The organism is Paenibacillus sp. 37, from assembly GCF_008386395.1.
GTDB lineage: Bacteria > Bacillota > Bacilli > Paenibacillales > Paenibacillaceae > Paenibacillus > Paenibacillus amylolyticus_B.
The window spans coordinates 6,260,778-6,287,162 of sequence record NZ_CP043761.1 but is presented as its reverse complement, the minus strand read 5'-3'; the positions used below and the strand labels follow the sequence as shown (position 1 = coordinate 6,287,162).

Here is a 26,385-nt window from a genome sequence, read left to right as displayed (position 1 = left end):
GGAACAAGAGATGAATATATGGCATATTTGCATCTTTGAATTAAGGCGTATTCTTAAGATTCGATCTGTGGTGTTAAACCTGTTTATTTTGCCATTGTTACTGATTTTTATATTGGGCACGGCACTTTCCAGTACGATGGGTACGGCGGAGGATGTTATTCCGGATACTGTACGTGTGGGAATCATCCATTTGAGCACTGATTCAGGCGGAGGATCAAGTACGGTTAATCAAGCGCTGGATACATTCGTTGAATCCCCGGAAGTGGCTGAGATGGTCAAGGTGCAGAACTTTACGACTGAAGAAGAGGCCGTTCATTCGCTGCGTACCGACAAGCTGGACTTTGCTGTAATGATTCCTTCGGATTTTGAGCAAAACGTGATGATGGGGAAAGAGGCCAGGTTACAGTGGATACGGGGAAAGGACAACACACTTAATACCTTGGGTGAAACTTTGTTCACACGTTTTACGGATGAATGGAACCGACAGATGGCGATTACCAAAGTGCTCGGTCCGGAAGTGATTGCTGCCATGGCCTCTGCTTCGGAGTCTGGTATGGTGAATTCCACCTCCATTGCTGTCACTAATCCCGGTAAGACAGGTACGGCGTATAGTGCCTCCCAATACTATGCAGCTTCCATGCTGGCAATGTTCATGTTGTACTCAGGCATGACAACCAGCACCAGCCTTTTCGGAGAACGGGATAACCGAACGTTAATCCGCCTTCAGGCTGCGCCGATAGGTAACGGAGTCATTTTCGCTGGCAAAATTGCAGGTAATAGTCTGCTCGCTTTCTTACAAGCAACAACGATTATCCTTATGACATATTGGCTCTACGGTGTGGATTGGGGAACCCATCCTTGGTATATTGTGCTGACTTGTGTATTCATTACACTGGCATCCATGACTCTTGGCGTGATTGTGGCATTGGTATGCAAAACCACGGCATCGGCCAGTGCAACCTTACAAGGTATCATCGTTGCCATGACATTCATCAGTGGTGGGTTCATGCCCATTCCGATTGATTTTGTACAACGGCTTAGCCAATTTACGGTTAACCACTGGGCGCTTCAAACTTTCCTGAGAATGATGCTGGATGCACCTGTAGCAGAGATTGTGTATAACATTTTAATGTTAGGCGTGGTATGCGCTGTATTACTGCTTATCTCAGGAATGATCTATAGAAAGGCAGGATACCGATATGAATAGTCTGCACATCGCCTGGTTGATGATTAGACGTACACTTGGCCGTAAAATGGGCTTCATTACGTTTCTGCTTCTGCCTTGCTTGGTGGTTACAGGAGCGGTTGCTCTCTTTGGAAGCGAGCAGATTACACGTACTGTTATTCCCTATGTCAATGAGGATGGAGGGTCAGCAGGAGCGTGGATGATTCAAGAACTTGCTGGCAACGAGCAGTACCTGCTCAAGCCGATGACAAATGAAGCAGAAGTGAAGGAAGACATCGCTCAGCAAAAAGGAAGTTCTGGCATCATCATTCCGGCACATTATACGGAGGATCTGTTACAAGGAAAGCCAACCGAAATTCAATTGGTGGAACTGCGTATAAGTGAAAGTTCCTATACCCTACGAGAAGCAGTTGAAGGTTTGACGAGCGGATTGTTACAATCTGCTTCAGCTGTTAAGGTGGCGGCAGGTCCTGTCTCAAGTGAGACGGACATACTATCGAGTATACAGAAGCCCTTTGAACAACTTTTACAGGAGATAGGAGAACATCAGGTTGCTGGTGAAGTCACCGATCTGCAGATCTATCCCAAGCCAGGCCTGAACAATGTGACTGGATTTACAATCATGTTTATGATGGGACTGCTGACCAGTGCAGTGGCTATGATCATGGAAGATCGCAGGAAACGTACGATGGCCAGAGTATATACGGCACCCGTCCGTGCATATGAGATTGCGCTTGGTAATTTCCTCGGAAGCTTTGTCATTGGCATGATTCAGATTGTTATGGTTTTGGGAGTCAGCAGGTGGCTGCTGCATTATGATGCCGGTATTCCTTTTGGCATTCATTTCATCATCTTGGCCGCATTCATGCTGGTCTCCATGGGGATCGCAAGTACCGTGGCCGGATTAATCCGTAATCCTAAAAATGCCAACATGCTGAATTCACTTGTCATTATGCCAACTTGCATGATAGGTGGTTGTTTCTGGCCGATCTCGTTGATGCCAGATTATATGCAAAAGCTCGCCAACTTTGTTCCGCAGAAATGGGCGATTCAGGCGGTGGAAACGATCTCTGCTGGTGGTACATTGTCGGATATCACATTGCCACTATTGATTTTGTTTGGCATGGCTGCCATTTTGCTGACGGTTGGTTCTGCGATTCTACGCCCTAGCCAGCCAGGAGTAGAGGCATAAGGTAAATACTAATTTTGAAGAAGCCGAATGCATAAGGGGGCATTCGGTTCTTTTATATTAAGGGCTCAGTGAAACAGATGATTTGACTGAATTTATTTATACACTAGACTTGTACTTCATTGTATGGAGTTATACCTATGTTCTGTTGCTTTAAATCTATGGTAGATTATTTGTGTAGGGCTGAACTAGACAGGTTACGATCTGTCACGTATGATATGTTGCAGTCGGCGCATAACAGCGCGCGGTCTCTTCTATAGCAAGTGTAGATGTTAAACAGAAAGAGGGTTAGAAGCTTTATGACAATAATAGGAATAGATCTTGGAACAACAAATAGTTTGGTATCATGCTGGGTCAACGGGGAATCCGTTATTATCCCGAATGCTCTTGGGAATCGTTTGACACCTTCAGTGGTGAGTGTGGACGACAATGGGGAAATTTTAGTAGGGGAGATTGCCAAAGAGCGATTAATCACGCATCCAGAAAAAACAGCATCTGTATTTAAAAGATACATGGGAACAAACAGAACGTTTAGTTTGGGTACATATCAATTTTTGCCTGAAGAGTTATCCTCCTTTGTCTTGAAATCTTTGAAAGCGGATGCCGAAGCCTATTTAGGTGTTGAAGTAACAGAGGCTGTTATCAGTGTGCCAGCATATTTCAATGATACTCAGCGAAAATCGACCAAACGTGCTGGACAACTGGCAGGAATTAAAGTGGATCGACTGCTCAGTGAACCAACCGCCGCAGCGATTGCGTATGGCCTGCATCAACAGAAACCAGAGACAAAATTCCTCATTTTTGACCTTGGAGGTGGAACCTTTGATGTATCCATCCTGGAATTGTTTGACGGAATTATGGAAGTGAAGTCAGTAGCAGGGGATAACTTTCTGGGAGGGGAGGATTTTACCGAACTGATTACGCATTGGTTTTTGAATCATCACCAAATTCAGCAGAATGATCTGTCTGACAAGACACAGATGGCGCTTTGGAAACAGGCAGAGCTATGCAAGCAGGCATTGAGCGAAGGGCGTGAAGGAACGATAACCTTGACACTTGAAGATGGTGTGAAAGAGGTGAGCATTGATCGCACCCAATTTGAACAGTTAGCGAAGCCGCTGCTTGCCAGGTTGCAAAAGCCTGTGGAACGTGCGCTCCGTGATGCCGCCGTGCAACTCGATGAATTGGATGCCGTTATTCTTGTTGGAGGAGCAACCCGCATGCCTGTAATCTACTCGTTTACGGGTAAATTATTTGGCAGACTGCCAGCAAATTACTTGCATCCGGATGAAGCCATCGCCATTGGCGTGGGAATTCAAGCTGCTATGAAAGCTCGCCATGCGGATGTGCAGGAAGTTATTCTGACAGATGTATGTCCATATACTTTAGGGATTTCCATCTCGAAACCTTTAGGTGAAGGTCGATATGAATCGGGTATTTTTGACCCAATCATCGAACGGAATACGGTTGTTCCGGTAAGCAGGGTTCAACGTTACTGTACATTAAGGCACAATCAAACTAAAATTACAGCTGATGTGTATCAAGGCGAAAGTCGCCTGGTCGAAAACAATATTAAACTTGGTGAACTGACGATTAATGTACCACCTGCACCGGAGGGGGAACAGGCAATAGATGTTCGCTTTACTTACGATATTAATGGCATCTTGGAAGTGGAAGTGTCTTCCGTGGATACGGGTGAAAAGAAAGTGGCGATCATAGAAGAGAAAGAAAGCGGTTTGTCCCACGAAGAGATTGCCCAACGTTTCAAAGAGTTGGAGTCTATCAAAATACATCCTCGTGAGCGGATGGAAAACCGGCATTTAGTGGCGCGTGGAGAACGCTTATACGAAGAATCTCTGGCAGAGCAACGTTTGGTAATCTTAGATGCCATGTTGAAGTTTGAAGAGAAGTTAAAACAGCAAGAAGATCGTGAAATTAAGAAGGAAGCAGAAAAATTGAAAGTGACGTTGGATGAGATTGAAAACAGTCACCGATTATGGTGAGAAGTGTAACATCATAACGAAAAGCACGGTCTTGTTCGAAGAGGAACAGAGATCGTGCTTTTTCGATAGTTATAAAAGATGAGATAACATTAGACCATTTTAAGAAGTGAAGATTAAGGTTGGAGTTGACGCAAGACAGTTATTTCGACCCGACGGTTCTTTTGTCTTCCGGCCGCTGTGGTGTTGTCACCCGTTGGGCGAGTATCCGCATATCCAGCATACTGGAAGCTGTCCGGGTTAAGTTTCTCTGTATCCAGAAAAAATCGTAAAACAGACAGTGCACGTTCCCCGGAAAGCTGCCAGTTATCGGTATAGGCGGAGTTTGCTCCGACAGGAACGTTATCGGTATGACCCTCAATGCTGACAACGGTATTTAGATCACGGAACAAGCTGGCAAGCTTACTGAGTGTTGGTGCTGCACCGTCCTTCAGAGCGGCCTGTCCCTGATCAAACAGGAAGCGGTCACTAAGTGTAATGGATAGGCCCTGTGGCTTGTCCGCAACAAAAATCTGATTTTCCAGTTTATTATCCTCGATATATTGGGTAATCACATTGAACAGATTTTGCAATTCCTGCTCCTGTGATCTGAATTGTTCTTCCCGTTCTGTGAGAGGCTTGTCATCATCATCTGGCGTTACAGTCCCGGAGTCGGAAGGGTTTCCTTCACCTTTTGAAGAATCTTCACCTTGAATTCCGGATGGTGGAGTCTCTGTAATCGTCTGTCCGGGTTTCTCACTGAGTCCCTCACCAAGCTCAAGGACAGAGTCAGATGCATTGAATGTATTTTGTAACGACTGGGTAACGACGTCATATTTACCGGAATCCAGATTGCTCATGGCGTACATGATGACAAAAAAGATCAGAAGCAGCGTTATGAGATCGGCATAAGTAATCATCCAGCGATCCCGATGATCGATAGTTTCACGTTTTCCGCGCCGTTTACTGCGCCGACTCATCCAATCCCTCCTTTGCTAGGGGGCGTATAGACTGACGATGCGTAAGGGTGAAGGACTCCAGTCTTTTGCGTACAAGCTGGGGATTCTCACCGTTCTGAATGGCAAGTACACCTTCAAGAAGCATTTCCATGGTCTGCACTTCGTCGGCACCTCTGGATTTGATCTTGGAGGCAATGGGCAAAAAGATAAGATTGGCACTGGCGACCCCATACAGGGTTGCGGTAAAGGCAACAGCAATGGCAGGTCCGAGTCCGGTTGGATCGGTTAAACTGCCAAGTACCTGAATAAGTCCCATCACGGTTCCGATAATGCCCATGGTTGGGGCGTAACCACCAGCAGATTCGAATATTTTGGCGTAGCCCTCATGTTTTTGTTCAATTGAATCAATCTCCATCTCCAGGATCTGGCGAACCACATCCTGATCGGTACCATCAACAACCATCTGAATACCGTCTTGCAAAAATGGATGCGGATGATCCATAACCTTGCGTTCCAATGCAAGTACACCTGAGCGGCGTGCGATAGAAGACATCTCCACCAATTCTTCAACCCACAAGCCTGATTCGTTATTGTTACGTCCAAAAGCCATACGCAGGGCAGCTGGAATCGTACGAAGGCGATGCGCCGGGAAACTGGCAACCACAGCAGCAATCGTTCCACCGAATACAATTAAAGCAGCCGTTTTTTGCAGGAGACCAGACAATTGACCGCCTTCCCACAAAAAACCGCTAATGACTGCGGCAATTCCGGCAATAATACCGATAAGTGTCGCAATATCCATAAATTAACCCACTCCTATCTTCATTTCACGTTTGCATCACTAAAACGAACGAGGTATAATTAAACGGGAACAAATATTCCTATTACTATAAGTTTTCCCATATGAAAATTCGGGGAACTTCGACAATATATAGTGACTATTATTTTAGACGATAGGGTGAGATACGGCAATGAGCGATATTATAATGAGCGACAAAACGTTCGAAATCGAGTCAGAGTTTTCTCCCCAAGGTGATCAGCCTGCAGCCATTAAAGAATTGGTGAAGGGTGTTCAGGAGGGGAAGAGGTACCAGACACTGCTGGGTGCAACGGGTACGGGTAAGACGTTTACGATCGCCCAGACGATAGCCCAACTGCAACGTCCGACGCTGATTATTGCACACAACAAAACGTTGGCAGCGCAGCTTGCAAGTGAGTTCAAAGATTTTTTTCCGAATAACATGGTTGAGTATTTCGTCAGTTATTACGATTATTTTCAGCCAGAAGCATATATCCCGTCCTCCGATACGTATATCGAGAAGGATTCAAGTATTAATGAAGAGATCGACAAACTGCGGCACGCAGCGACAAGTTCGTTGTTTGAGCGCAGGGACGTTATCATTGTAGCGAGTGTTTCCTGCATTTATGGCTTGGGTTCACCGCACTCGTATTCAAGCATGTTGCTGTCACTTCGGGTAGGCATGGAGAAACCCCGCAATCAGATTTTGTCCCGTCTGGTAGAGATCCAGTATCAGCGGAACGATATTAACTTTGTGCGGGGGACGTTCCGTGTTCGTGGGGATGTTGTTGAGATTTTCCCAGCTTCCAAGGGTGAACATGCAATTCGGGTTGAATTGTTCGGTGATGAGATCGAGAAAATTACGGAGATTGATGTGTTAACCGGAGAACTGATTGGCGAACGTGAACATATTGCCATCTTCCCGGCGTCTCACTTCGTAACGCAAGAAGAGACAATGAAGGTTGCGCTGGTGAACATTGAGCGTGAACTGGAGGAGCGTCTAGAAGTGTTGCGTGAACAGGGAAAACTGCTGGAGGCTCAGCGACTGGAGCAGCGCACACGGTACGATATCGAGATGATGAAGGAAGTTGGATTCTGTTCGGGAATTGAGAACTATTCCGGTCCGCTGACTTTCCGCGAACGCGGCGATACCCCATATACACTGATGGATTACTTCCCGGATGATATGTTGATTGTGGTCGATGAGTCTCACGTGACACTCCCACAGATCCGTGCGATGTACAATGGTGACCAAGCACGGAAGACGGTATTGGTTGAGCATGGTTTCCGCCTGCCGTCAGCGCTGGATAATCGTCCGCTCAAATTCGAAGAGTTCGAAGGCAAGATGGATCAGATTATTTATGTATCAGCCACACCGGGTCCGTATGAGATTGAGCATACCGATACGATGGTGCAACAGATTATCCGTCCAACCGGTCTGCTTGATCCAATTATTGAACTGCGTCCAACCAAGGGGCAGATTGATGACTTGATCGGTGAGATTAACGACCGGATTGCCAAAGACGAGCGTGTATTGATTACAACATTAACGAAGAAGATGTCTGAGGACCTGACGGATTATCTGAAGGAAGTTGGAATCAAGGTTCGTTATCTGCACTCCGAGATCAAAACATTGGAACGGATGGCGATTTTACGTGATTTAAGGTTGGGCGTTTTCCATGTCCTGATCGGAATCAACTTGCTCCGGGAAGGTCTCGATTTGCCCGAAGTATCCTTGGTAGCCATATTGGATGCCGATAAGGAAGGATTCCTGCGTTCCGAACGCTCACTGATCCAAACGATTGGTCGTGCAGCACGGAACAGCGAGGGTCGTGTTATTCTATACGGTGACAAAGTGACGGATTCGATGGATAAGGCGATAAAGGAAACAGAACGCCGTCGTGCAATTCAGATCGAGTACAACGAGAAGCATGGAATTACACCACAGACAATTCGCAAAAAAGTGCGTGATGTGATTGAGGCAACCAAAGTTGCCGAATCCAAGAAAGACTATCTCACAGGCGCAGCCGAGAAGATGTCGAAGAAAGATCGCCAGGCGCTTATTCAGCGCTTAGAGGTAGAGATGAAAGATGCAGCCAAAAACCTGCAGTTCGAGCGTGCCGCCGAGCTTCGTGATGCGTTGCTGGAACTTCGCGCTGAATAAGATACTGCTCATTCATATGCTCCAGTAAAGATGGATCTGTAACAAGAGAACGGCCAATTGGCCGTTCTCTTGTTGAGTAAGGAAATCGTTGATATCTACCGATAATAAGAGATGTTGAAATCTTGAAATCAAGTCTATACTGATAGAAATGTTGAAATTGGTTAAAAGGTTTATAGGAAAGCAATTGGGAGTCGTGTCCCCCTGAGAGCCAAGAAGCGCCTGGTAGACCTTGGAGCCGAGCCCAAAGGCAATGGCGACCTGTCGCGACCAAGGCGAAGCCGAGAGCGTCCCGCTCTTGATCTTGGAGCCGAGCCAAAGGCAATGACGACCTTGTCGCGACCAAGGCGAAGCCGAGAGCGTCCCGCTCTTGATCTTGGAGCCGAGCCAAAGGCAATGGCGACCTTGTCGCGATCAAGGCGAAGCCGAGAGCGTCCCGCTCTTGACCTTGGAGCCGAGCCAAAGGCAATGGCGACTTTGCCGCGACCAAGGCGAAGCCGAGAGCGTCACCTCGCAGTAGAGTGGTCTGATAAGGTTCCGGCAATAGGCTGGAATCTTATCAGAAACCGCGGGCACACGACAACCCTTCACATAGCAAGACCCGACCCCTCACCGTTGCACCGCTTGTTTCGGGTGTCCAGAGGGCTGCGCCCTCTGGGGCCCTCCCTTGGAAGGGAGGGTTTGGGAGGGATCGAAAAGCCTTTTAAAAGGTTGGATAGTAAATTTGAGAGGATGAATACTATTGGCGAGCGATAACATTGTCATTAAAGGCGCACGAGCGCATAACCTGAAAAATATCGACATTACCATCCCGCGTGATCGCTTTGTTGTATTGACCGGCCTGAGTGGCTCAGGCAAGTCCTCGCTGGCTTTTGACACGATCTATGCCGAAGGACAGCGCCGGTATGTAGAATCATTGTCAGCTTACGCACGGCAGTTTCTGGGACAGATGGAGAAACCGGATGTGGATTCCATCGAAGGATTATCTCCTGCCATTTCAATAGATCAAAAAACAACAAGCCGTAACCCACGTTCCACGGTTGGAACTGTGACCGAAATCTATGATTATCTGCGTCTGTTATTTGCACGTGTGGGCCATCCGCATTGTCCGGATCATGGCGTGGAGATCAGCTCCCAGACCGTAGAACAAATGGTTGACCGCATTATGCAATATCCAGAGCGTACCCGGTTGCAGATTTTGGCACCCATTATCTCGGGTCGTAAGGGTGAGCACAAGAGTGTGTTTGCTGATGTGTCCAAGCAGGGCTTTGTCCGTGTACGGGTGAATGGGGAACTTCGTGACCTCTCAGAAGATATTCAACTGGAGAAAAATAAAAAGCATACGATTGAAGTCGTTGTTGACCGGATCGTTGTTAAGGATGATGTACAGGCACGTCTGGCCGACTCTATTGAAACAGCACTTAATTTGTCCGGTGGACAACTCCTGGTGGACATTATGGGTGAAGAAGAGCTGCGATTCAGTTCCAACTTTGCCTGCCCGGTGTGTGGATTCAGTATTGAAGAGCTTGCACCACGGATGTTCTCATTTAACAGTCCCTTCGGCGCTTGCCCGGATTGTGATGGGTTAGGTGTCAAAATGATCGTTGACCCTGATCTGCTCGTACCGGATCGGACTAAGACCATCGAAGATGGAGCTTTTGATGCCTGGACAGGTGGCACATCCACTTATTATCCGCAGTTCCTGAAGTCAGTATGTGAGCACTTCAACATTCCGCAAAATGTACCTGTCGAAGATCTGCCAGCTGAGCAGATGAACAAGTTGTTGCAGGGTACAGGTACGGAGAAAATCCGTTTCCGCTATGAGAATGATTTTGGACAACGGAAGGAAGCACTGGTTACCTTTGAAGGTATCGTGAATAACTTAGAGCGTAGATATCGTGATACAGCATCTGAAGGTATCCGTGAATTTATTGAGGGTTACATGAGTGCGAAGCCTTGTGGTACATGTAAAGGTCAGCGTCTGAAACGCGAGAGTCTTGCGGTTACGATTAATGATCACAACATGGCCTATGTGACTAGTTTGTCCATTGGTGAGGCTGGCCGATTCTTCGATACATTGGAATTGTCGGAGAAGGAGCAGACGATTGCCAAACTGATTTTGAAAGAAATCAACAGCCGCCTCGGCTTCCTGGTGAATGTTGGTCTGGATTACCTTACACTGAGTCGTGCTGCCGGAACATTGTCCGGTGGGGAAGCGCAGCGGATCAGACTGGCTACACAGATCGGTTCCAGCCTGATGGGTGTGCTATATATTCTGGATGAGCCAAGTATTGGCTTGCATCAACGGGATAATGACCGTCTGATCTCAACACTTGCGCATATGCGAGATATTGGTAACACCTTGATCGTGGTTGAACATGATGAGGATACGATGATGGCTGCCGACTATATAATTGACATTGGCCCAGGTGCAGGTATCCACGGAGGTACCATCATGTCACAGGGTACACCGGAGGAGATCATGAACGATGAGAACTCCTTGACCGGTCAATATCTGAGTGGACGCAAATTCATTCCGATTCGTACAGAACGTAGAAGTGTAGGAGACCGTTGGTTGGAAGTACGTGGAGCCAAAGAAAATAACCTGAAGAATCTCAATGTGAAGATCCCAGTAGGTGTATTTACTGCGGTAACGGGCGTGTCCGGATCAGGTAAATCCACATTGATCAATGAGATCCTGTACAAAACGCTGGCTCGTGATCTGAACCGTGCTCGGGTACGTCCGGGTCAACATAAAGAGATTCGTGGTCTGGAGCATATCGATAAAGTTATCGATATTGACCAATCACCGATCGGGCGGACACCACGTTCTAACCCGGCTACGTATACAGGAGTCTTTGATGATATCCGGGATCTGTTTGCTCAGACGAATGAAGCCAAAGTCCGTGGATACAAGAAAGGCCGGTTCAGCTTTAATATCAAAGGTGGACGTTGTGAAGCCTGCCGTGGAGACGGTATTATCAAAATCGAGATGCACTTCTTGCCGGACGTTTATGTTCCTTGTGAAGTCTGCAAAGGCAAACGATACAACCGGGAAACACTTGAAGTGAAATATAAAAACAGAAATATTTCCGATGTGCTGGAAATGACGGTTGAAGATGCTACCCAATTCTTCGAGAACATTCCGAAGATCCATCGTAAAATGCAGACACTGATGGATGTGGGTCTGGGTTATATCAATCTGGGACAACCTGCAACCACATTGTCTGGTGGTGAAGCCCAGCGTGTGAAGCTCGCTTCCGAGCTGTATCGCCGCAGTACCGGGAAAACCATTTACATCCTCGATGAGCCGACTACGGGCTTGCATGTCGATGATATCGACCGTTTGCTGAACGTATTACACCGTCTGGTTGATTCTGGGGAATCGGTATTAGTGATTGAGCATAACCTGGATGTGATCAAAACGGCAGACTATGTTGTTGATCTGGGTCCAGAAGGCGGTAGCGGTGGAGGAACCATTGTTGCAACCGGAACACCTGAGGATATCGTTAAAGTGGAAGCTTCCTATACCGGCAAGTACTTGAAGCCGGTTCTGGAGCGGGATACCGAGCGGAGCAAGGCACTGCAATTAGTAGACTAAGGTCCTCTAACCAGTAGTTATATCAATATGAAGTGGCAGTATTGGCCCTTCTTTTCGAAAAGTTAAAGACGTTGGATTATGATCTGATGTGCTCTGCTTCCGAGAAGAAGGGCTTTTCATTTTGAGTTATGCACAGTGTTTTCCTCGGACTAAGGTTATTTCGTGAAAGTGTTTACATATGCATTATGACGAGCGTTACAGGAATATTCGGCCAAATTGTCTTTTTTTCATTTTTATGGATGATAGGGCTTGCATTACAAGCAGGGTACAGATAACATAGAGGAAGATATTAGGGTATGCGTTAGCTGTTCAACTATGGTAAGGAGGTCTGTCTATCCATGCTGTTTGCAGAAGCTGCCACGGCGAGTACGTCGAATTTTAATGCATTTGATATTTTTGTCATCTTATTTACGATCCTGATTTTCATCGGAGTTGTTCGGCTTCTTCGGGCACCGAAGAAAAATCTGTTTGCGATCGGATTTGCAGTAGTCAGCCTACTGGTATTTCTGATGACAGACTATGCGATGATAACGGGTTGGTTTGCTCAGTAGGAATGCCACTGAAGTGAATGGAATTTAAGCCAAAAGAGGTACAGACGAACACTTTCCAGAGAGACATGGAGGGTGTTTTTTTCATTTATACTGAAACGATTGAACAAGATTCTACCTTCTCTACTAAAATAGGACTTAAAACAATTGTATATCCAGATTCTGTATGATACATTGAGGGATACCGGAATTGCAGATGAGAGAAAGAGCGAATAGATTCAGCGATGAATCCGATGTCGAGTCGCGCAAGAAGGATGTATAGAGAGGGTCAGGTGAGAATATGAGCGTGTTGGGTAAAAAGGGGATAGCCATACTGATGGCTGCTGTACTCTCGATTAGTGTAGCGGCAACGGCCGGTGCAGCTGAATCCAAAGCGGCGATGCAAGCGAAAGTGGTAGACGGTCAAGTCTATGTGAACACCAAAGATTTGCTCAAGGCAGTTGGTGGAAGTGGACAATATGATGCCAAATCCGGAACGTACACGTACAAGGGAAGTGAAGCCATTCCCAAAGTGATCGAAAAGGTATCTCCTTCGGTCGTAGGCATTATTGGGAAATCTACCGAAGTGCAGGACGGTGCAACATCAGACGACCGTTATAATCTTGCACATGGTACAGGTGTCATTATCCGGTCGAACGGATGGATCGTAACAAATGCACATGTGGTCGACGGATTAACGAATCCGGTTGTCGTAACGACGGATGGCAATACATACAAAATTACGAAAACATACAGTGATGCACTCAGTGATCTGGCGCTAATCAAAATCAATGCCAAATCACTCAAACCGGCGAGCTTTGCCAAAGCCTCACAAACTACTGTTGGAGAAACGGTGATCGCCTTGGGTACGCCGATTTCCTTTTCTTTGCGCAACTCGGCAACGGTAGGGGTAATTAGCGGCTTGAATCGTGGTGTTGAGGCGACTTACCGGTTGATTCAGACCGACACAGCCATTAACCCAGGAAATAGCGGAGGACCACTGGTCAACCTGAAAGGTGAAGTGGTTGGTATCAATTCCATGAAATTCTCTGCGGTAGGCGTAGAGAGTTTGGGATTTTCGATTCCAGTGGATACCGTTCAATATATCATCGATCAGTTTTTTAAATATGGCAAAATAAAACGTGCAAGTCTGGGACTACAGCTGGAAGAAAGCTGGTCTGCAATTGTGGGCCTGCCTACAGATGATCCCTTAACGATTACGGGCGTACTGTCTCCTGAAGCCAAGAAAGCCAAAATCAAAGAGGGCGATGTCCTTTACAGTGTCGCGGGCACACGTGTCTCTTCAGTAGTGGATATCAATGAGTTGCTCAAAAAGTATCTGCCTGGGCAAAAGGTAAAGCTGTTAATGCAAACGGATGGTGATATCGTCACCCGCACGTTGGTGCTTGCTGATCGCGCAGACATCGTAGACGAGGAAGATGAAGCGTTCCTTGCAGATGAAGAACAATAAAGCCCGGCGATCAGCCCGGATGGAGAGAGGACGAAAGAACGGAATGAAAAAGTCATGGATACGTGTGCTAAGCACAGGTGTATTAACCGGGATGCTGACCATTGGCGCGGCATTGCCTGTATGGGCATCTGATCTGACGACAAGTGAACTACGGGTCAAAGCGGGTAGCACGAGCGCCTACATTAACGGTGATAAGCAGGCCATAGCCAAACCTTACAAATTCAAGGGTGTTACGATGGTGCCTGTTGGTGTGTTCAAGAAAGCATTTGGCAGTGAAATCCGGCTGGAGAAAAATGATGTCGTCAAAATCAAGGAAGGTCCGCACACGGTTACCCTAACGATTGGAAGTCCAATTGCCTGGGTGGATGGTGTGAAACATGAGATGGGTGCCGCTCCCAAGATGGTGAATGGCGTACTCATGGTCCCACTTCGTCCGGTTGCTGCCGGTATCGGAGCGACGCTAGCTCCAACCAGCTCTGGAGAAATGGTCATTCGTCTGTTGCAAACCGATGATTCGGTGGATGACGAGGATGGCATTCATCCGGATGAAGGCAAAACCAGAATCGGCAACAGTTTTTACGGCTGGTCCATTAACTACCCGGCAGACCTTATGGTTTTCCAGACCGGTGAGCAGGAGCGCATGATGACTTTCGGCGCTGCAGACAACAGTTATTATCTTGAGGTGTACGTCAGCGATCAGGATGTGGCTCTGGATGCGGATGATTTGTTGCAGCAACTCGTCCAGGAGGCCAAACAATCGGGAGATACGGTGCTGGATCGTGAAGCGGTGTCGAAAGGCAAAACGCCTTATGCACGGATTATCGTGAAAGATGTAGACGGTATGTTATGGGAGATGCGTCAGTATCTGAGCGAAGGTCGTCAATATGATGTGTATCTCGCGGATTACGAAGCATTGAATTATAAAGATCTGGGCAAACGTGCAGCGCTACTCAATTCATTCCAGCCAACCTATGCGGAATCGGATCGAACGATCAAGGATCTGTCTACCGTAGATAATGGCATGCGCTCCGCGTGGAACGATGACTATGGTATTGAGTTGATGATTCCTGCCGGCTGGTCGATTGACAACAATCAGATGATCTATGAAGCCAAGGATGGTGCATATCTGCAATGGCGTGTCACATCGGCGAAGGCAGGTACTACGGTAAAAGACTGGAGCGGCCAACTGGATAAGTGGATGCGTGAGACATTTACACCAGAGAGTTACGAGCCAATTGGTTCATATACGATGGATATCTCGGGAGAGACTGCCGAGGTGAATGAATTCCGTTATAACTTTGGCGGGGGCTGGCAGACCGAGTTTGATGTTCTTTTGCAGAAGAATGGGTATCGCTATTATGCAGAGTATACGTTTCCTGAGGAGCAGATTGCAGATCGGGCATGGTTTGAACGGATTATGAAGAGTGTGGAGATTGATTTTGATACGGTTGCCGATAATTTCGGTCAGCTGGATGAAGATCCTTATCTGACAGACAAAACGAAGACACTTACACGTACGTCCAAACGTTATAAATACAGTGTAGATATTCCGCGTTACTGGACACCTTACAGTGATCGATTCGAATATTCACCTGTAGTGTACACCTTTACCGGCGGAGAATTCTCCATTGCGGCGAGCGAAGACAAGTCGATCGAAATGACGGTCAGCCAACTGAGAGAAGCTTATGCCGAAGCCACCAAAACCCGTAAGAACTTCAAGTTGCTTGGCAGTGAGGAGCTGACGTTTGCGGGTGTGCCTGCATTTTCCTTTACGTATCATGAACTGGACAAAGGCGTGCCATATGCGGGTCGCCAGATCGTGTTTGAAAAGGACGGAACAACCTATACGATTACAAGTGGCCTGAATGATGCCAACAAGACAGAAGTTCAGGCGGCAGCCTTGGAAAAAGCAGTGAACTCATTTACTTTTATTAAATAATTGTAGCGGAGCCGGAGGGTCAAAAGACCTTCCGGCTTATTTGTTGTCTGTATAAGATAAATTAAATATTTACACTGTAATCGGAGTGCCTAGTGTAAATCTTAATGGAAATGAAAATGGTAAACGGTTTTTTCAGGAAAACGTAGAAGAGTCGGTGCAGAAGTGGTACACTATACTAGTTCAGGAGTTATGACTGCTGATCTGGTGAATATGAATGACTGTAAGCTTGGAGTTCAGGCAATACAGACATAATAGATAGATATTGTAATACCGTGACAATGCAGGTGTACCCGATAAGGTGCAGTCTTAGGCTTGGTATGTTCAGGCGTTTAAGGATATAGGGATGAAATCCGGCGGATAGCCGGTTATGGGGAGGATCTACATGAAAACAGCAACAATACGAAGAGAAGACGTTGAACTTCTGGCACCTGCTGGTGACTGGGATTGTATGCGTTCGGCGGTAGCCAATGGCGCAGATGCAATTTTCTTCGGAGTCGAAAAGTTTAATGCACGGGCACGAGCGAACAATTTCCGCATGGACGAGCTGCCGGAGATTATGGCGTTTTTGCACAGTTATGGCGTAAAAGGTTTCTTGACCTTTAATATATTGATTTTTGAAAATGAATTGACGGATGCCAAAGAACTGATTGATGCATGTGTCGATGCAGGTGTGGACGCTGTAATTGTTCAGGATTTGGGTTTGGTGAAGATGATCCGCGAGATCTCGCCGGATTTCCCGATTCACGGTTCAACACAGATGACGATTACGTCACCGGAAGCGGTCGAGTTCACGAAGCCGTTTGATATGGAACGTGTCGTTCTGGGACGGGAGAACAACCTGAAGCAGATCCAGAAGATCGGTGAACAGGCGAAGCTTCCAATGGAAGTGTTCGTTCACGGTGCGTTGTGTGTATCCTACTCGGGGCAGTGTCTGACTTCTGAAATGTGGGGAGGACGTTCGGCGAACCGCGGGGAGTGCGCACAAGCTTGTCGTCTTCCATACGATCTAATGGTGGATGGAGTGCACAAACCGATGGGTGATGTAGCCTATCTGTTGTCTCCGAAGGATCTGGCAGCGATTGATCTGATGCCGGAACTGATCGAAGCAGGAGTGACTTCTTTCAAAATAGAAGGACGTCTCAAAACGCCGGAATACGTAGCGAACGTGGTAAGCAAATATCGTAAAGCGATTGACCGTTATTTTGATGGAGATAACACACCGCCAAGCAAGGAAGAAGTTCGCGAATTGCAGCAAAGCTTCTCCCGTGGATTCACGCATGGATTCCTCAGTGGTACGAACAACAAAGAACTGGTGGATGGAACGTTCCCGAAAAGCCGTGGCGTCTACCTTGGTCGTGTAGATCAAGTGTTGCGCGATGGTGTGGTCCTGAAGCTGGATGCACCCGTGAAACGTGGAGACGGAATTGTATTTGACGCCGGAGACCCGACTCAGAAGGAAGAGGGCGGACGTGTATACGATGTACGTCGCAAAGGCGTAAAACTCGAAGGCGAAGCCGAAGAGGGTTGGATCGTTGATGTCGTACCAGGCCGCAGTGATGTGGATCTGCGACGCGTGAAAGTTGGCGACAAAGTGTGGAAAACGAATGATCCGGCGCTGGACAAACGTCTGCGTCAAAGCTTCGAAACCGAGAAACCGTACCGTGTATTCCCGGTGAAGGTGAAGGTCATCGGCAGCCCAGGCCAGCCGCTTAGCACATGGTGGACAGACGTGCAGAAGGGCACAACCGTCCGTATTGATTCCGAGATGGAACTGGACATTGCGCAGAAGCGTCCAATGACGCATGAATTGCTCGAAGAGCAGTTCGGACGTCTGGGAGGCACCGTGTTCCAGTTGGAGGGAATGGACGTCAATCTTCACGGTGACGTCATCATCCCGATGCGCGAGTTGAATAACATTCGCCGTCAGGCGGTAGAACAACTTGCGGGCGAACGTCCTAAACCACCTGTCTACGTGAAACGGGCGGTCGATGTGTACGGCGATTCGGTTAAACCGGCATCGCCAGTCGCTCGCGGTCAAGCAGAGCTGACTGCGCTCTGTCGCAGCCTGCCACAAGTGGAGGCAGCGATTGAAGCGGGCATCGGCATGATCTATGCCGACTTCGAGTTTATCAAGCAGTTCCCGGCAGCCGTGGAAGCTGTGCATGCCGCTGGTCGCAAGATCGCGCTGGCAACACCGCGTATTCACATGCCTGGGGAGAACGGATATCATAACAACATCCTGCGTCTGAAGCCGGATGCGGTATTGGTACGTAATACAGGCGCACTGTACTTCTACCTTCGCCACCGGATGGAAAACCCGGATGCAACGCACCCGGAACTGATCGGCGACTTCTCATTGAACATCGCCAATCACAAAGCCGTTGAATTGTTCCTGGAAGCCGGATGTGACTGGATTACGCCATCCTATGACCTGAACATTCAACAAATGGTTGATTTGCTGGGCCACTCCCGTACAAGTCAGACCGAAGTGGTTATCCATCAGCATCTGCCAATGTTCCACACCGAGCACTGTGTGTATTGTACGTTTATGAGTGAAGGAACGGACTATACGAACTGTGGTCGTCCTTGTGAGGAACAGCGTGCATCACTGCAAGACCGGATCGGCATGTCCCACCCAGTACGTGTGGATGAAGGCTGCCGTAATACGGTATACAACGCAGTGGAGCAGTCAGGTGCCGAGTATCTGACCAACTTCATGGATCTGGGTGTATCCCGTTACCGTGTGGAATTCCTGGAAGAGACAACGGAGCAGGTACGCGAAGTCATTGATCTGTACAACCGTGCATTGCGCGGCGAGATCAGTGGTACACAAGTGTGGAAAACACTCAAAGCAACGAACCAACTGGGCGTTACACGTGGTCAATTGGTGAAATAATTAGATTGTATGGTACAACAACAGTTACAAGTATGAAGGAACCCCAATCTCTGCTTCAAGGAGCTCTTGGGGTTTTTTTACATCATGATACAGGAGGCGAAGAAGCGTGGCGCCATTCACAATTATGGATATCAAATTGCTGTGCGGGGTCACGGCATTCAAGCGCGGAGAAGATTATAACCAATCTGGCAGGGTGACCAATCTGGTGGTCAGTAACGATCAGCTTCATTATGAAGCACAGGTGCGTGGATCGGAGCGCTATCAGGTGACGGTGGATATAGATGAAGCTGGAGAGGTTGTGGCAGGCTGCAGTTGTCCGGGTGACGGCAGACACTATGACTACTGTAAACATGTTGCTGCTGTCCTGTTGGCTATTCATGAATGGGGTGAGCAGCAGGAACGGAATGCCACAGTTGCCTCTGGGAAGCCTCCTCAACCTGCTACAGGCCAAGGAGCCAGTACCAGTTCCAGCATAGGTTCCAAGTCCAGGGTCGGGACGTTAGTGGAAGAGAGCAGGTGGGAGCGACCACAGTCTGATTCACAACGAGAGCAACCGAATGATGTTCCAGAGCGTCCTCCGGTTCATTTTGCCCAAGCAGGTCGGCCAAGCTCAGCTTCGGGGTGGGGCCGCTCGGCAGATAAACCTTCTTACCGTACGGCGGATCAGATTCTGTCCATGTTTGCCAAGGATCGGAGACCGCTGCATGGAAATGATCGTAAATACACTGCCCCTGTCAGCCGTTCCTTCCTGCGGGAAGAATTGCAGGTTCAGTTTATATGTAAGCTGACACAGGTTCACAAGGGTGGTGGGAAACTTGCTCTTGAATTGAAAGTGGGTAACAAACGTCTGTATGTGGTGCAGAAAGTGAAACAATTCCTGAACTGTATCGAGAAGGGCGAGCCAATGTCATTTACCAAGCTGTTCCACTATGATCCATTGATGCATGTTTTCACTCCGCAGGATCAGGCCATTCTCTCGATGCTTATTCGAATGAGACAGAGTGAAGAGGCATACCGCGAATCCATCTCCGGTTATTTGGGAGCGTCGGACGGACGGGATATACTGATTGCTCCGCTCGTATGGAAGCCATTGCTGGAATTGCTACTACAGGCCGACAGTCGGATGGAGGGTACAGGATTTGCCAATGGACCACTCACGCTCGGTGAGGGAGTATTGCCTTTGTTTTACCGGATTGCCCAGGGAACGAATGAAGGGTATCAGCTTGAAATTTCGGGACTGCGTGAACTGATTCTTCTCCCTGCTTATGATGCCGCTGTGGTGGAAGGACAGTTGCATATGTTGGAGCCGATGCAGATGCGAAGTCTGGAGGACTTGAGTGGTGCACTCACTTCATATGGAATCAAGGAAAGCATCGATATTTCGCCCCAGCAGGTGGACGAGTTTGTACAACATGTGGTGCCAGAACTGCGTACGCTTGGACATCTGTCCATTGATTCGCAGGTGCGTGAACAGATTGCGGAACCGGAACTTTCACCGAAACTATACATCGACTTCTATCGTGAACGCATTACAGCACGTCTGGAATTCGACTATGAGGTCATGGTTATTAATCCGCTGGCAGAGTACTTGATTGATGAAGAAGAGAAAAAGGTTATTTTGGTGCGTGATCGATACAAAGAGCGAAACTTGATTGAACGGCTTGATCGATCCTTTCTCGAAAGAGACGGTAGTGTTTGGGCGAGCGAACGCGAAGATGCCATCTATGATGTCATGTATCATCTGTTGCCTGAGCTTGAGAAACAGGCAGATATTTATATGCCAAACGCCGTGAAGGCGATGGTGCAATCCTATCCAACACCGCCGAAAGTACGAGCAGATTTGGGAAGGGGTTTGGACTGGCTGGAGATTTCATTTGAGATGGAAGGTGTGGACGAGCAGGAACTTCAGGAACTCATGCGCCGCATTGTGGAAAAGAAACCATATTTCCGTCTCAAGAGCGGTGTCTTTCTTTCGCTTGAAAATGAAGGTGCAGACAGCTTCGCTCACATGGCTGATTCGCTTGGACTTGGAGCAGATGACATCAAGAGCAGCCATATCCGGCTGCCAGCTGTTCGGGCGTTACAGTTGCCGGGCAGGGATGAAGTTTCCGGTCATGTGAAGTGGGGAGGCTCCCTGAAACGTTTCCTTGATGATCTGCGCGATCCTGAACGGATGGATTTTGCATTACCAAAAGCATTGACCCCCATCCTGCGGGATTATCAAAACAGCGGATATCAGTGGCTGCGTACCCTCGCTTATTATCGTTTTGGCGGCATTCTCGCGGATGATATGGGACTTGGCAAAACGTTGCAAAGCATCGCCTATATCACAGCGGTTCTTCAGGAGAAACCCGAGTACAACATCGACCATACGGGCGTTGATAAATACCGGGAGAGCGGATCATTATGGGACGTTGAAACGCTGGTGACTTCCGACATCGATCTAGAAACTGGACTCCCATTGAATAAGATGACTTCAGAGAATAAGGATGGTTTATGGTCCACGATGCAGCAGGATGGACTGACAATCCGAACGAGGGTCATTCATCCCCCGGTACTTGTCGTGGCGCCTGCCTCGCTGACCTACAACTGGGCTAATGAGTTTGCGCGGTTCGCCCCGCATCTGAAAGTCCTGATCGCAGCCGGTCAGAAAGAAGAACGAGCCAGCATGCTTTCTGGAATGGATGAGGCAGATGTGATTGTGACGTCTTATCCTCTGTTGCGCCGGGATTTGGACACCTACCTGGGCCGAACCTTCCATACGCTCATTCTGGATGAAGCTCAGGCAATCAAAAATGCTTCTTCCCAGACCGCCCAGGCAGTGAAACAAATTCAGGCCCCGCGTCGTTTTGCACTTACAGGAACGCCTGTAGAGAACTCGCTGGATGAATTGTGGTCCATTTTTGAAGCCGTATTCCCTGGGTTATTTCCAAGTTACAGAAGATTCCGCGACCTTCCTCCGGAACGGATCTCGCGGATGGTGCGTCCGTTTATTCTGCGCCGCCTGAAGAAGGATGTGTTGGAAGAATTGCCTGATCGAATTGAAACGGTACAGCGCTCAGAGCTTACGGTTGAACAGAAGAAACTGTACGCCGCATACCTTTCCCAGCTTCAGGATGAAGCATCGAAGGACATGGAGGATAACGGATTCCAGAAGAATCGTATCAAAATTCTGGCTGGCATCACGCGTTTGCGTCAGTTGTGTTGTCATCCGGCCCTCTTTGTCGAAGGATATCAAGGCGATTCCGGGAAAATGGAACAGTTGCTTGAAACGGTCGAGGATTGTTTGGCTGCAGGCAAACGAATTCTCATCTTCTCCCAATTTGCGAGCATGTTGAACCTGATTCGTCAGACCCTTGCGGCAAAGGGAAGAAACCTGTTTTACCTCGATGGTCAGACCCCTGCACAGAGCCGGGTCGAGATGTGCCACAGATTTAACGAAGGTGAAGCTGAACTGTTCTTAATCTCCCTGAAAGCTGGCGGGACCGGACTCAACTTAACAGGGGCAGATACCGTTATATTATATGATCTGTGGTGGAATCCCGCGGTGGAAGAACAGGCGATTGGCCGTGCCCATCGCATGGGACAGAAACAAGTGGTACAAGTCATTCGCTTGGTTACCGAAGGTACGATCGAAGAGAAGATTCTGGAACTCCAGCAGAGGAAAAAGGACTTGATTGCCGAAGTGATCGAACCGGGAGACGGAGGATCAACGACCTTATCGGAACAGGATATCCGCGAATTGTTGATGGTATAATGGAGTCCAAGCATCGTAGCAATAAGAATCATTAAATATATGAATCTATACAAGTTGGACTAATCATTTACACGAGAAACGTAAAGGACAGAAAAAAACTGGAGAAGCGGAGCGCTCGCCTAAAAGCTTTCTGAAAGAAAGCTGCATCGGAAGCATACGCTATCCCCAGATTTTCACCTTTGTAAAAGTGAATTAAAAATCTGGGGATAACAGCGATCGGAAGGTTGTTCTGTCACCCGGAGTGGTAAGTGTAAATATGCTTTAGTTCAACTTGTTTAACAAAAGGAGTGGGTTCGTGTGCGTATTCGCAAAGCGATTATTCCAGCTGCGGGGCTGGGTACCCGGTTTTTGCCTGCGACCAAGGCAATGCCTAAGGAAATGCTGCCGATCGTGGACAAGCCAACGATTCAGTACATTATTGAAGAAGCCGTAGCTTCAGGAATTGAAGATATCATTATTGTGACAGGTAAAGGGAAGCGCGCCATTGAAGATCACTTCGACTACTCTTTTGAGCTGGAGCAGAATCTAGCGGATAAACAGAAGTGGGACTTGCTGAATGAGGTTCGCAAACCCTCCGAGATGGCAGATATCCATTATATCCGTCAAAAGGAACCGAAGGGACTTGGTCACGCCATCTGGTGCGCACGCAAGTTTATCGGTAATGAGCCTTTTGCCGTCCTGTTAGGGGATGATATTGTGGAAGCGGACCATCCCTGCCTGAAGCAGATGATCGAAGTCTACGATGAGCTGCAGTCTCCAATCGTTGGTGTACAGCCTGTTGATTGGAGCGAGGTGTACCGCTACGGGATTGTGGACGGAGAGTTGCTGACCCCTACCGATGATCGTGTCTTTCGTGCCCGCCGCTTAATTGAGAAACCGAAGACCGAGGATTCGCCTTCAAACTTGGCCATTATGGGACGTTATATTCTTACGCCGGATATCTTTGAGATCCTGGGTCAGCAATCGGCTGGCGTCGGAGGAGAAATTCAACTTACGGATGCCTTGTCCCGATTGAATGAGCAACGTCAGATTCTCGCCTATCACTTTGATGGATTGCGTCATGATGTTGGTGAGAAGTTGGGTTTTATTGAGACATCGATTCACTACGCATTGCAGCGCCCGGATCTACGGAAAGATCTCTTAAAGTATTTGGAACAGGTCGTAAAGGATCAATAAATGGTTTCTCGCATGCCTTGAAGTCCAGCCGAAGAATGATATCGCGGCTGGGCTTTAATTTATTTTATGGAAGAGTAAATATGAGTGTTATACAGGCCAATGAACAAACACATACTCGACACTTTACATATACATAGTCAATATGAAGAAATAATGTCAACAGCAAAACGGAGGGATGTCATGAAGGTACTTCCGCTGTTTATGGATGGCGCTGCCATCTTGGAACCCCAGGTTTATGGTGATCACCGTGGATATTTTATGGAGAGTTATAATGAGCAGGTTCTTCATGAACAGGGGATAAAGCACATCTTTATTCAGGACAATCAATCCTTGTCGGCTGAAGCAGGTGTTGTGCGTGGGCTTCATTACCAGCTTCACCCCAAAGCACAGACTAAATTGGTGAGGGTTATATCAGGGGCTATATATGATGTGATCGTGGACGTCCGCACTTCATCCCCGACTTTTGGTCAATGGAAAAGTGTCATTCTAAGTGAGTATAACCAGCGGCAGCTGCTTGTTCCTCAAGGATTTGCTCATGGATTCTGTACCTTGGTGCCTCATTCTCAGGTAACTTATAAGGTAGACGCCTATTATTCTCCTGAACATGACCGTGGAATTCTGTGGAACGATCCGGCGCTCGCCATTGATTGGCCTGTGACGAAACCTATATTATCGGAGAAGGATCAGAAGCATCCTTTACTGAAAGATGCTGAACTGAACTTCGACTAATTAATCAGACTATTCAGATACTTCTGTATCTGGAGGTAGAGGGAGAGTGACAGCATGAAACTACTGGTTACGGGTGGGGCCGGATTTATAGGCAGCAACTTTGTGCTATATATGCTTCGTGAACATCCGAGTTATGAGATTATCAATGTGGATGCATTAACGTATGCGGGGAACTTGGAGAACTTGCATACGGTAGAGTCCAATCCCCGATATACCTTCATCCAAGCAGATATTGCAGATGTACAGCAGATGGAAGCTGTTTTTTCCGAAGGCATCGATGTGGTTGTGAATTTCGCTGCCGAGTCTCATGTGGATCGAAGTATTCTGTCCCCGGATATCTTTGTACGTACCAATGTGATGGGTACTCAGGTTCTGCTGGATGCGGCAAAGAAGTATCAAGTCACCAAATTTGTTCAGGTATCGACGGATGAGGTATATGGATCTCTAGGTACAACGGGTTTATTTACTGAAGATACACCTCTGATGCCAAACAGTCCTTACTCTGCAAGTAAAGCTGGCGGGGATCTGCTTGTAAGAGCCTATCATGAAACCTATGGACTTCCCGTAAATATTACACGTTGCTCCAATAACTACGGGCCTTTTCAATTCCCGGAGAAACTGATTCCGCTGATTATATCCCGTGCATTGAATGATGAAGCCATCCCGGTATATGGTGACGGGCTCAATATTCGTGACTGGCTTTATGTCGAGGATCACTGCAGCGCGATTGATCTGGTGATTCATAATGGACAATCTGGAGAGGTATACAACATTGGTGGTAATAATGAACGTACTAATATATACATTGTGGAGAGCGTATTGGAGCAACTGGGTAAGCCAGCGAGTTTGATACAATATGTACAAGATCGGTTGGGACATGACCGACGTTACGGTATAGATCCTACCAAGATACGTACAGAGCTTGGCTGGCAACCTGCACACAATTTTGAGACAGGGATCAAGGAGACGATCCAATGGTATCTGAAACATCAAGATTGGTGGACGAGAATTCAATCAGGCACATATCAGGACTATGTTCAGCTTCAGTACGGTAAGCGGATGGGTGATTCGTCCAAATGAAATATAGAGTTATGGTGACTGGTGCAGCCGGACAGCTGGGTTATGATGTGGTGAAGACCTTCGAAGCAGAGGGTCATCAGGTATTGGCCTGTGACAAGAACCAGATGGATATTACCGATCAACAGCAGTGCACAGATAGGATTACAACGTTCCGACCTCACATCATTATTCACTGCGCTGCTTACACGGCGGTCGATCAAGCTGAGGTAGATGAAGATACAGCATACGCAATCAATGCATCAGGTACTAGAAATATCGCTGTTGCCGCCGAGAAAGTGAAAGCAAAACTGGTATATATCAGCACCGATTATGTATTTGATGGGAGCGGGAGTGCACCATACCGAGAGTACGATGTAACGAATCCGCAGAGTGTTTATGGCAAGTCGAAGCTTGCCGGGGAAAGGCTGGTTCAAAGTTTGTGTACGCAATGGTTCATCATTCGAACATCATGGGTGTTTGGCGTGCATGGCAGTAATTTTGTCAAAACCATACTGGAACTTATGGCGAAGCGTCCACAACTGCAAGTTGTTCATGACCAACAAGGTTCGCCTACCTATACGGTGGATCTTGCACGATTCATCTATCTCCTTTCCGTAAGTGAAAAGTATGGCATCTATCATGCTTCCAATTCAGGAACTTGCACATGGTACGAGTTTGCAGAGGCAATAAGAGAGGAGGCCGGTAAGCAGAGTGGGTTCGAGCCGACAGCCGAACTTACACCATGCACAACCGATCAGTTTCCGCGTCCAGCCCCTCGTCCTGCATACTCGGTGATGGATCATATGGCGATTCGAACGAACGGTCTGGAACCTCTGAGACCTTGGCGTGAGGCGCTGATTGCATTTTTGAAAGAGTTAAGTGTACAGCAAAAGAACTGAGCATCTTGATGGTCCGCGCTTTATCCTAAAAGTCTATCCACCATTTAACAGCCGCCTC

Annotated in this window: 16 protein-coding genes; 14 read left to right on the top strand and 2 right to left on the bottom strand. The window is 47.7% G+C overall.

Annotated elements, in window-relative coordinates; genetic code table 11:
- Nucleotides 1-10: 10 nt before the first annotated feature.
- The 3 genes from F0220_RS27015 (at nucleotide 11) to F0220_RS27005 (ending at nucleotide 4,378) form a co-directional block, all read left to right on the top strand.
- Complete coding sequence (locus F0220_RS27015; RefSeq protein WP_105600067.1) at nucleotides 11-1,207, top strand: ABC transporter permease; 1,197 nt, start codon at nucleotides 11-13, stop codon at nucleotides 1,205-1,207.
- Nucleotides 1,200-2,378, top strand: coding sequence for an ABC transporter permease (locus tag F0220_RS27010; RefSeq protein WP_149846822.1), 1,179 nt, complete (start codon nucleotides 1,200-1,202; stop codon nucleotides 2,376-2,378). The genes F0220_RS27015 and F0220_RS27010 overlap by 8 nt, the downstream gene beginning before the upstream one ends.
- A 296-nt stretch (nucleotides 2,379-2,674) precedes the next feature.
- Entirely contained in the window at nucleotides 2,675-4,378 is a 1,704-nt protein-coding gene (locus F0220_RS27005; RefSeq protein ID WP_105600064.1) for a molecular chaperone HscC, read from the top strand.
- A gap of 113 nt (nucleotides 4,379-4,491) precedes the next feature.
- Here the strand turns inward: F0220_RS27005 and F0220_RS27000 are convergent, their stop codons facing one another.
- Nucleotides 4,492-5,334: a flagellar motor protein MotB gene (locus F0220_RS27000; RefSeq protein ID WP_105600062.1), complete on the bottom strand. Its 843-nt coding sequence runs from the start codon at nucleotides 5,332-5,334 to the stop codon at nucleotides 4,492-4,494.
- Nucleotides 5,318-6,115 carry a flagellar motor protein gene (locus F0220_RS26995; protein ID WP_091013100.1) on the bottom strand — a complete coding sequence of 266 codons (798 nt, stop codon included), beginning with the start codon at nucleotides 6,113-6,115 and terminating at the stop codon, nucleotides 5,318-5,320. The genes F0220_RS27000 and F0220_RS26995 overlap by 17 nt, the downstream gene beginning before the upstream one ends.
- Nucleotides 6,116-6,284: 169 nt before the next feature.
- Here F0220_RS26995 and uvrB point away from each other — a divergent pair, with 169 nt between their 5' ends.
- The 11 genes from uvrB (at nucleotide 6,285) to rfbD (ending at nucleotide 26,327) form a co-directional block, all read left to right on the top strand.
- Complete coding sequence (uvrB, locus tag F0220_RS26990; RefSeq protein WP_091013102.1) at nucleotides 6,285-8,276, top strand: excinuclease ABC subunit UvrB; 1,992 nt, start codon at nucleotides 6,285-6,287, stop codon at nucleotides 8,274-8,276.
- Nucleotides 8,277-9,015: 739 nt separating this feature from the next.
- On the top strand, nucleotides 9,016-11,874 hold the full coding sequence (gene uvrA, locus F0220_RS26985; protein ID WP_091013108.1) for an excinuclease ABC subunit UvrA: 2,859 nt from the start codon (nucleotides 9,016-9,018) through the stop codon (nucleotides 11,872-11,874).
- Nucleotides 11,875-12,212: 338 nt separating this feature from the next.
- Nucleotides 12,213-12,425, top strand: coding sequence for a hypothetical protein (locus F0220_RS26980; protein ID WP_017692026.1), 213 nt, complete (start codon nucleotides 12,213-12,215; stop codon nucleotides 12,423-12,425).
- 277 nt (nucleotides 12,426-12,702) lie between these two features.
- A complete protein-coding gene (locus tag F0220_RS26975) occupies nucleotides 12,703-13,872 on the top strand; it encodes a S1C family serine protease (protein ID WP_223199786.1) in 1,170 nt (389 codons plus the stop codon).
- Entirely contained in the window at nucleotides 13,859-15,811 is a 1,953-nt protein-coding gene (locus F0220_RS26970) for a stalk domain-containing protein (RefSeq protein ID WP_223199785.1), read from the top strand. Before F0220_RS26975 ends, F0220_RS26970 begins: the two co-directional genes overlap by 14 nt.
- Before the next feature lie 382 nt (nucleotides 15,812-16,193).
- A complete protein-coding gene (locus F0220_RS26965) occupies nucleotides 16,194-18,707 on the top strand; it encodes a U32 family peptidase (RefSeq protein WP_105600057.1) in 2,514 nt (837 codons plus the stop codon).
- A 106-nt stretch (nucleotides 18,708-18,813) separates the two neighbouring features.
- Nucleotides 18,814-22,464 (top strand): DEAD/DEAH box helicase, encoded by a 3,651-nt coding sequence (locus F0220_RS26960; protein WP_105600056.1) that lies wholly within the window; start codon nucleotides 18,814-18,816, stop codon nucleotides 22,462-22,464.
- A 297-nt stretch (nucleotides 22,465-22,761) separates the two neighbouring features.
- Nucleotides 22,762-23,640, top strand: coding sequence for a UTP--glucose-1-phosphate uridylyltransferase GalU (gene galU / locus F0220_RS26955; RefSeq protein ID WP_105600054.1), 879 nt, complete (start codon nucleotides 22,762-22,764; stop codon nucleotides 23,638-23,640).
- A gap of 180 nt (nucleotides 23,641-23,820) precedes the next feature.
- Complete coding sequence (gene rfbC / locus F0220_RS26950; RefSeq protein WP_105600052.1) at nucleotides 23,821-24,369, top strand: dTDP-4-dehydrorhamnose 3,5-epimerase; 549 nt, start codon at nucleotides 23,821-23,823, stop codon at nucleotides 24,367-24,369.
- Nucleotides 24,370-24,423: 54 nt separating this feature from the next.
- Nucleotides 24,424-25,449, top strand: a complete 1,026-nt coding sequence (gene rfbB, locus F0220_RS26945) for a dTDP-glucose 4,6-dehydratase (protein WP_105600051.1) — start codon at nucleotides 24,424-24,426, stop codon at nucleotides 25,447-25,449.
- On the top strand, nucleotides 25,446-26,327 hold the full coding sequence (gene rfbD, locus F0220_RS26940) for a dTDP-4-dehydrorhamnose reductase (RefSeq protein WP_105600049.1): 882 nt from the start codon (nucleotides 25,446-25,448) through the stop codon (nucleotides 26,325-26,327). Before rfbB ends, rfbD begins: the two co-directional genes overlap by 4 nt.
- The last annotated feature ends 58 nt before the right edge of the window (nucleotides 26,328-26,385 follow it).

What these genes read in the sequence shown, in the direction of transcription:
- F0220_RS27015 (WP_105600067.1), top strand. Translation starts at nt 11, where the DNA reads ATGAATATATGGCATATTTGCATCTTTGAATTAAGGCGTATTCTTAAG.
- F0220_RS27010 (WP_149846822.1), top strand. Translation starts at nt 1,200, where the DNA reads ATGAATAGTCTGCACATCGCCTGGTTGATGATTAGACGTACACTTGGC.
- F0220_RS27005 (WP_105600064.1), top strand. Translation starts at nt 2,675, where the DNA reads ATGACAATAATAGGAATAGATCTTGGAACAACAAATAGTTTGGTATCA.
- F0220_RS27000 (WP_105600062.1), bottom strand. Translation starts at nt 5,334, where the DNA reads ATGAGTCGGCGCAGTAAACGGCGCGGAAAACGTGAAACTATCGATCAT.
- F0220_RS26995 (WP_091013100.1), bottom strand. Translation starts at nt 6,115, where the DNA reads ATGGATATTGCGACACTTATCGGTATTATTGCCGGAATTGCCGCAGTC.
- uvrB (WP_091013102.1), top strand. Translation starts at nt 6,285, where the DNA reads ATGAGCGATATTATAATGAGCGACAAAACGTTCGAAATCGAGTCAGAG.
- F0220_RS26980 (WP_017692026.1), top strand. Translation starts at nt 12,213, where the DNA reads ATGCTGTTTGCAGAAGCTGCCACGGCGAGTACGTCGAATTTTAATGCA.
- F0220_RS26975 (WP_223199786.1), top strand. Translation starts at nt 12,703, where the DNA reads ATGAGCGTGTTGGGTAAAAAGGGGATAGCCATACTGATGGCTGCTGTA.
- F0220_RS26970 (WP_223199785.1), top strand. Translation starts at nt 13,859, where the DNA reads ATGAAGAACAATAAAGCCCGGCGATCAGCCCGGATGGAGAGAGGACGA.
- F0220_RS26965 (WP_105600057.1), top strand. Translation starts at nt 16,194, where the DNA reads ATGAAAACAGCAACAATACGAAGAGAAGACGTTGAACTTCTGGCACCT.
- rfbC (WP_105600052.1), top strand. Translation starts at nt 23,821, where the DNA reads ATGAAGGTACTTCCGCTGTTTATGGATGGCGCTGCCATCTTGGAACCC.
- rfbB (WP_105600051.1), top strand. Translation starts at nt 24,424, where the DNA reads ATGAAACTACTGGTTACGGGTGGGGCCGGATTTATAGGCAGCAACTTT.
- rfbD (WP_105600049.1), top strand. Translation starts at nt 25,446, where the DNA reads ATGAAATATAGAGTTATGGTGACTGGTGCAGCCGGACAGCTGGGTTAT.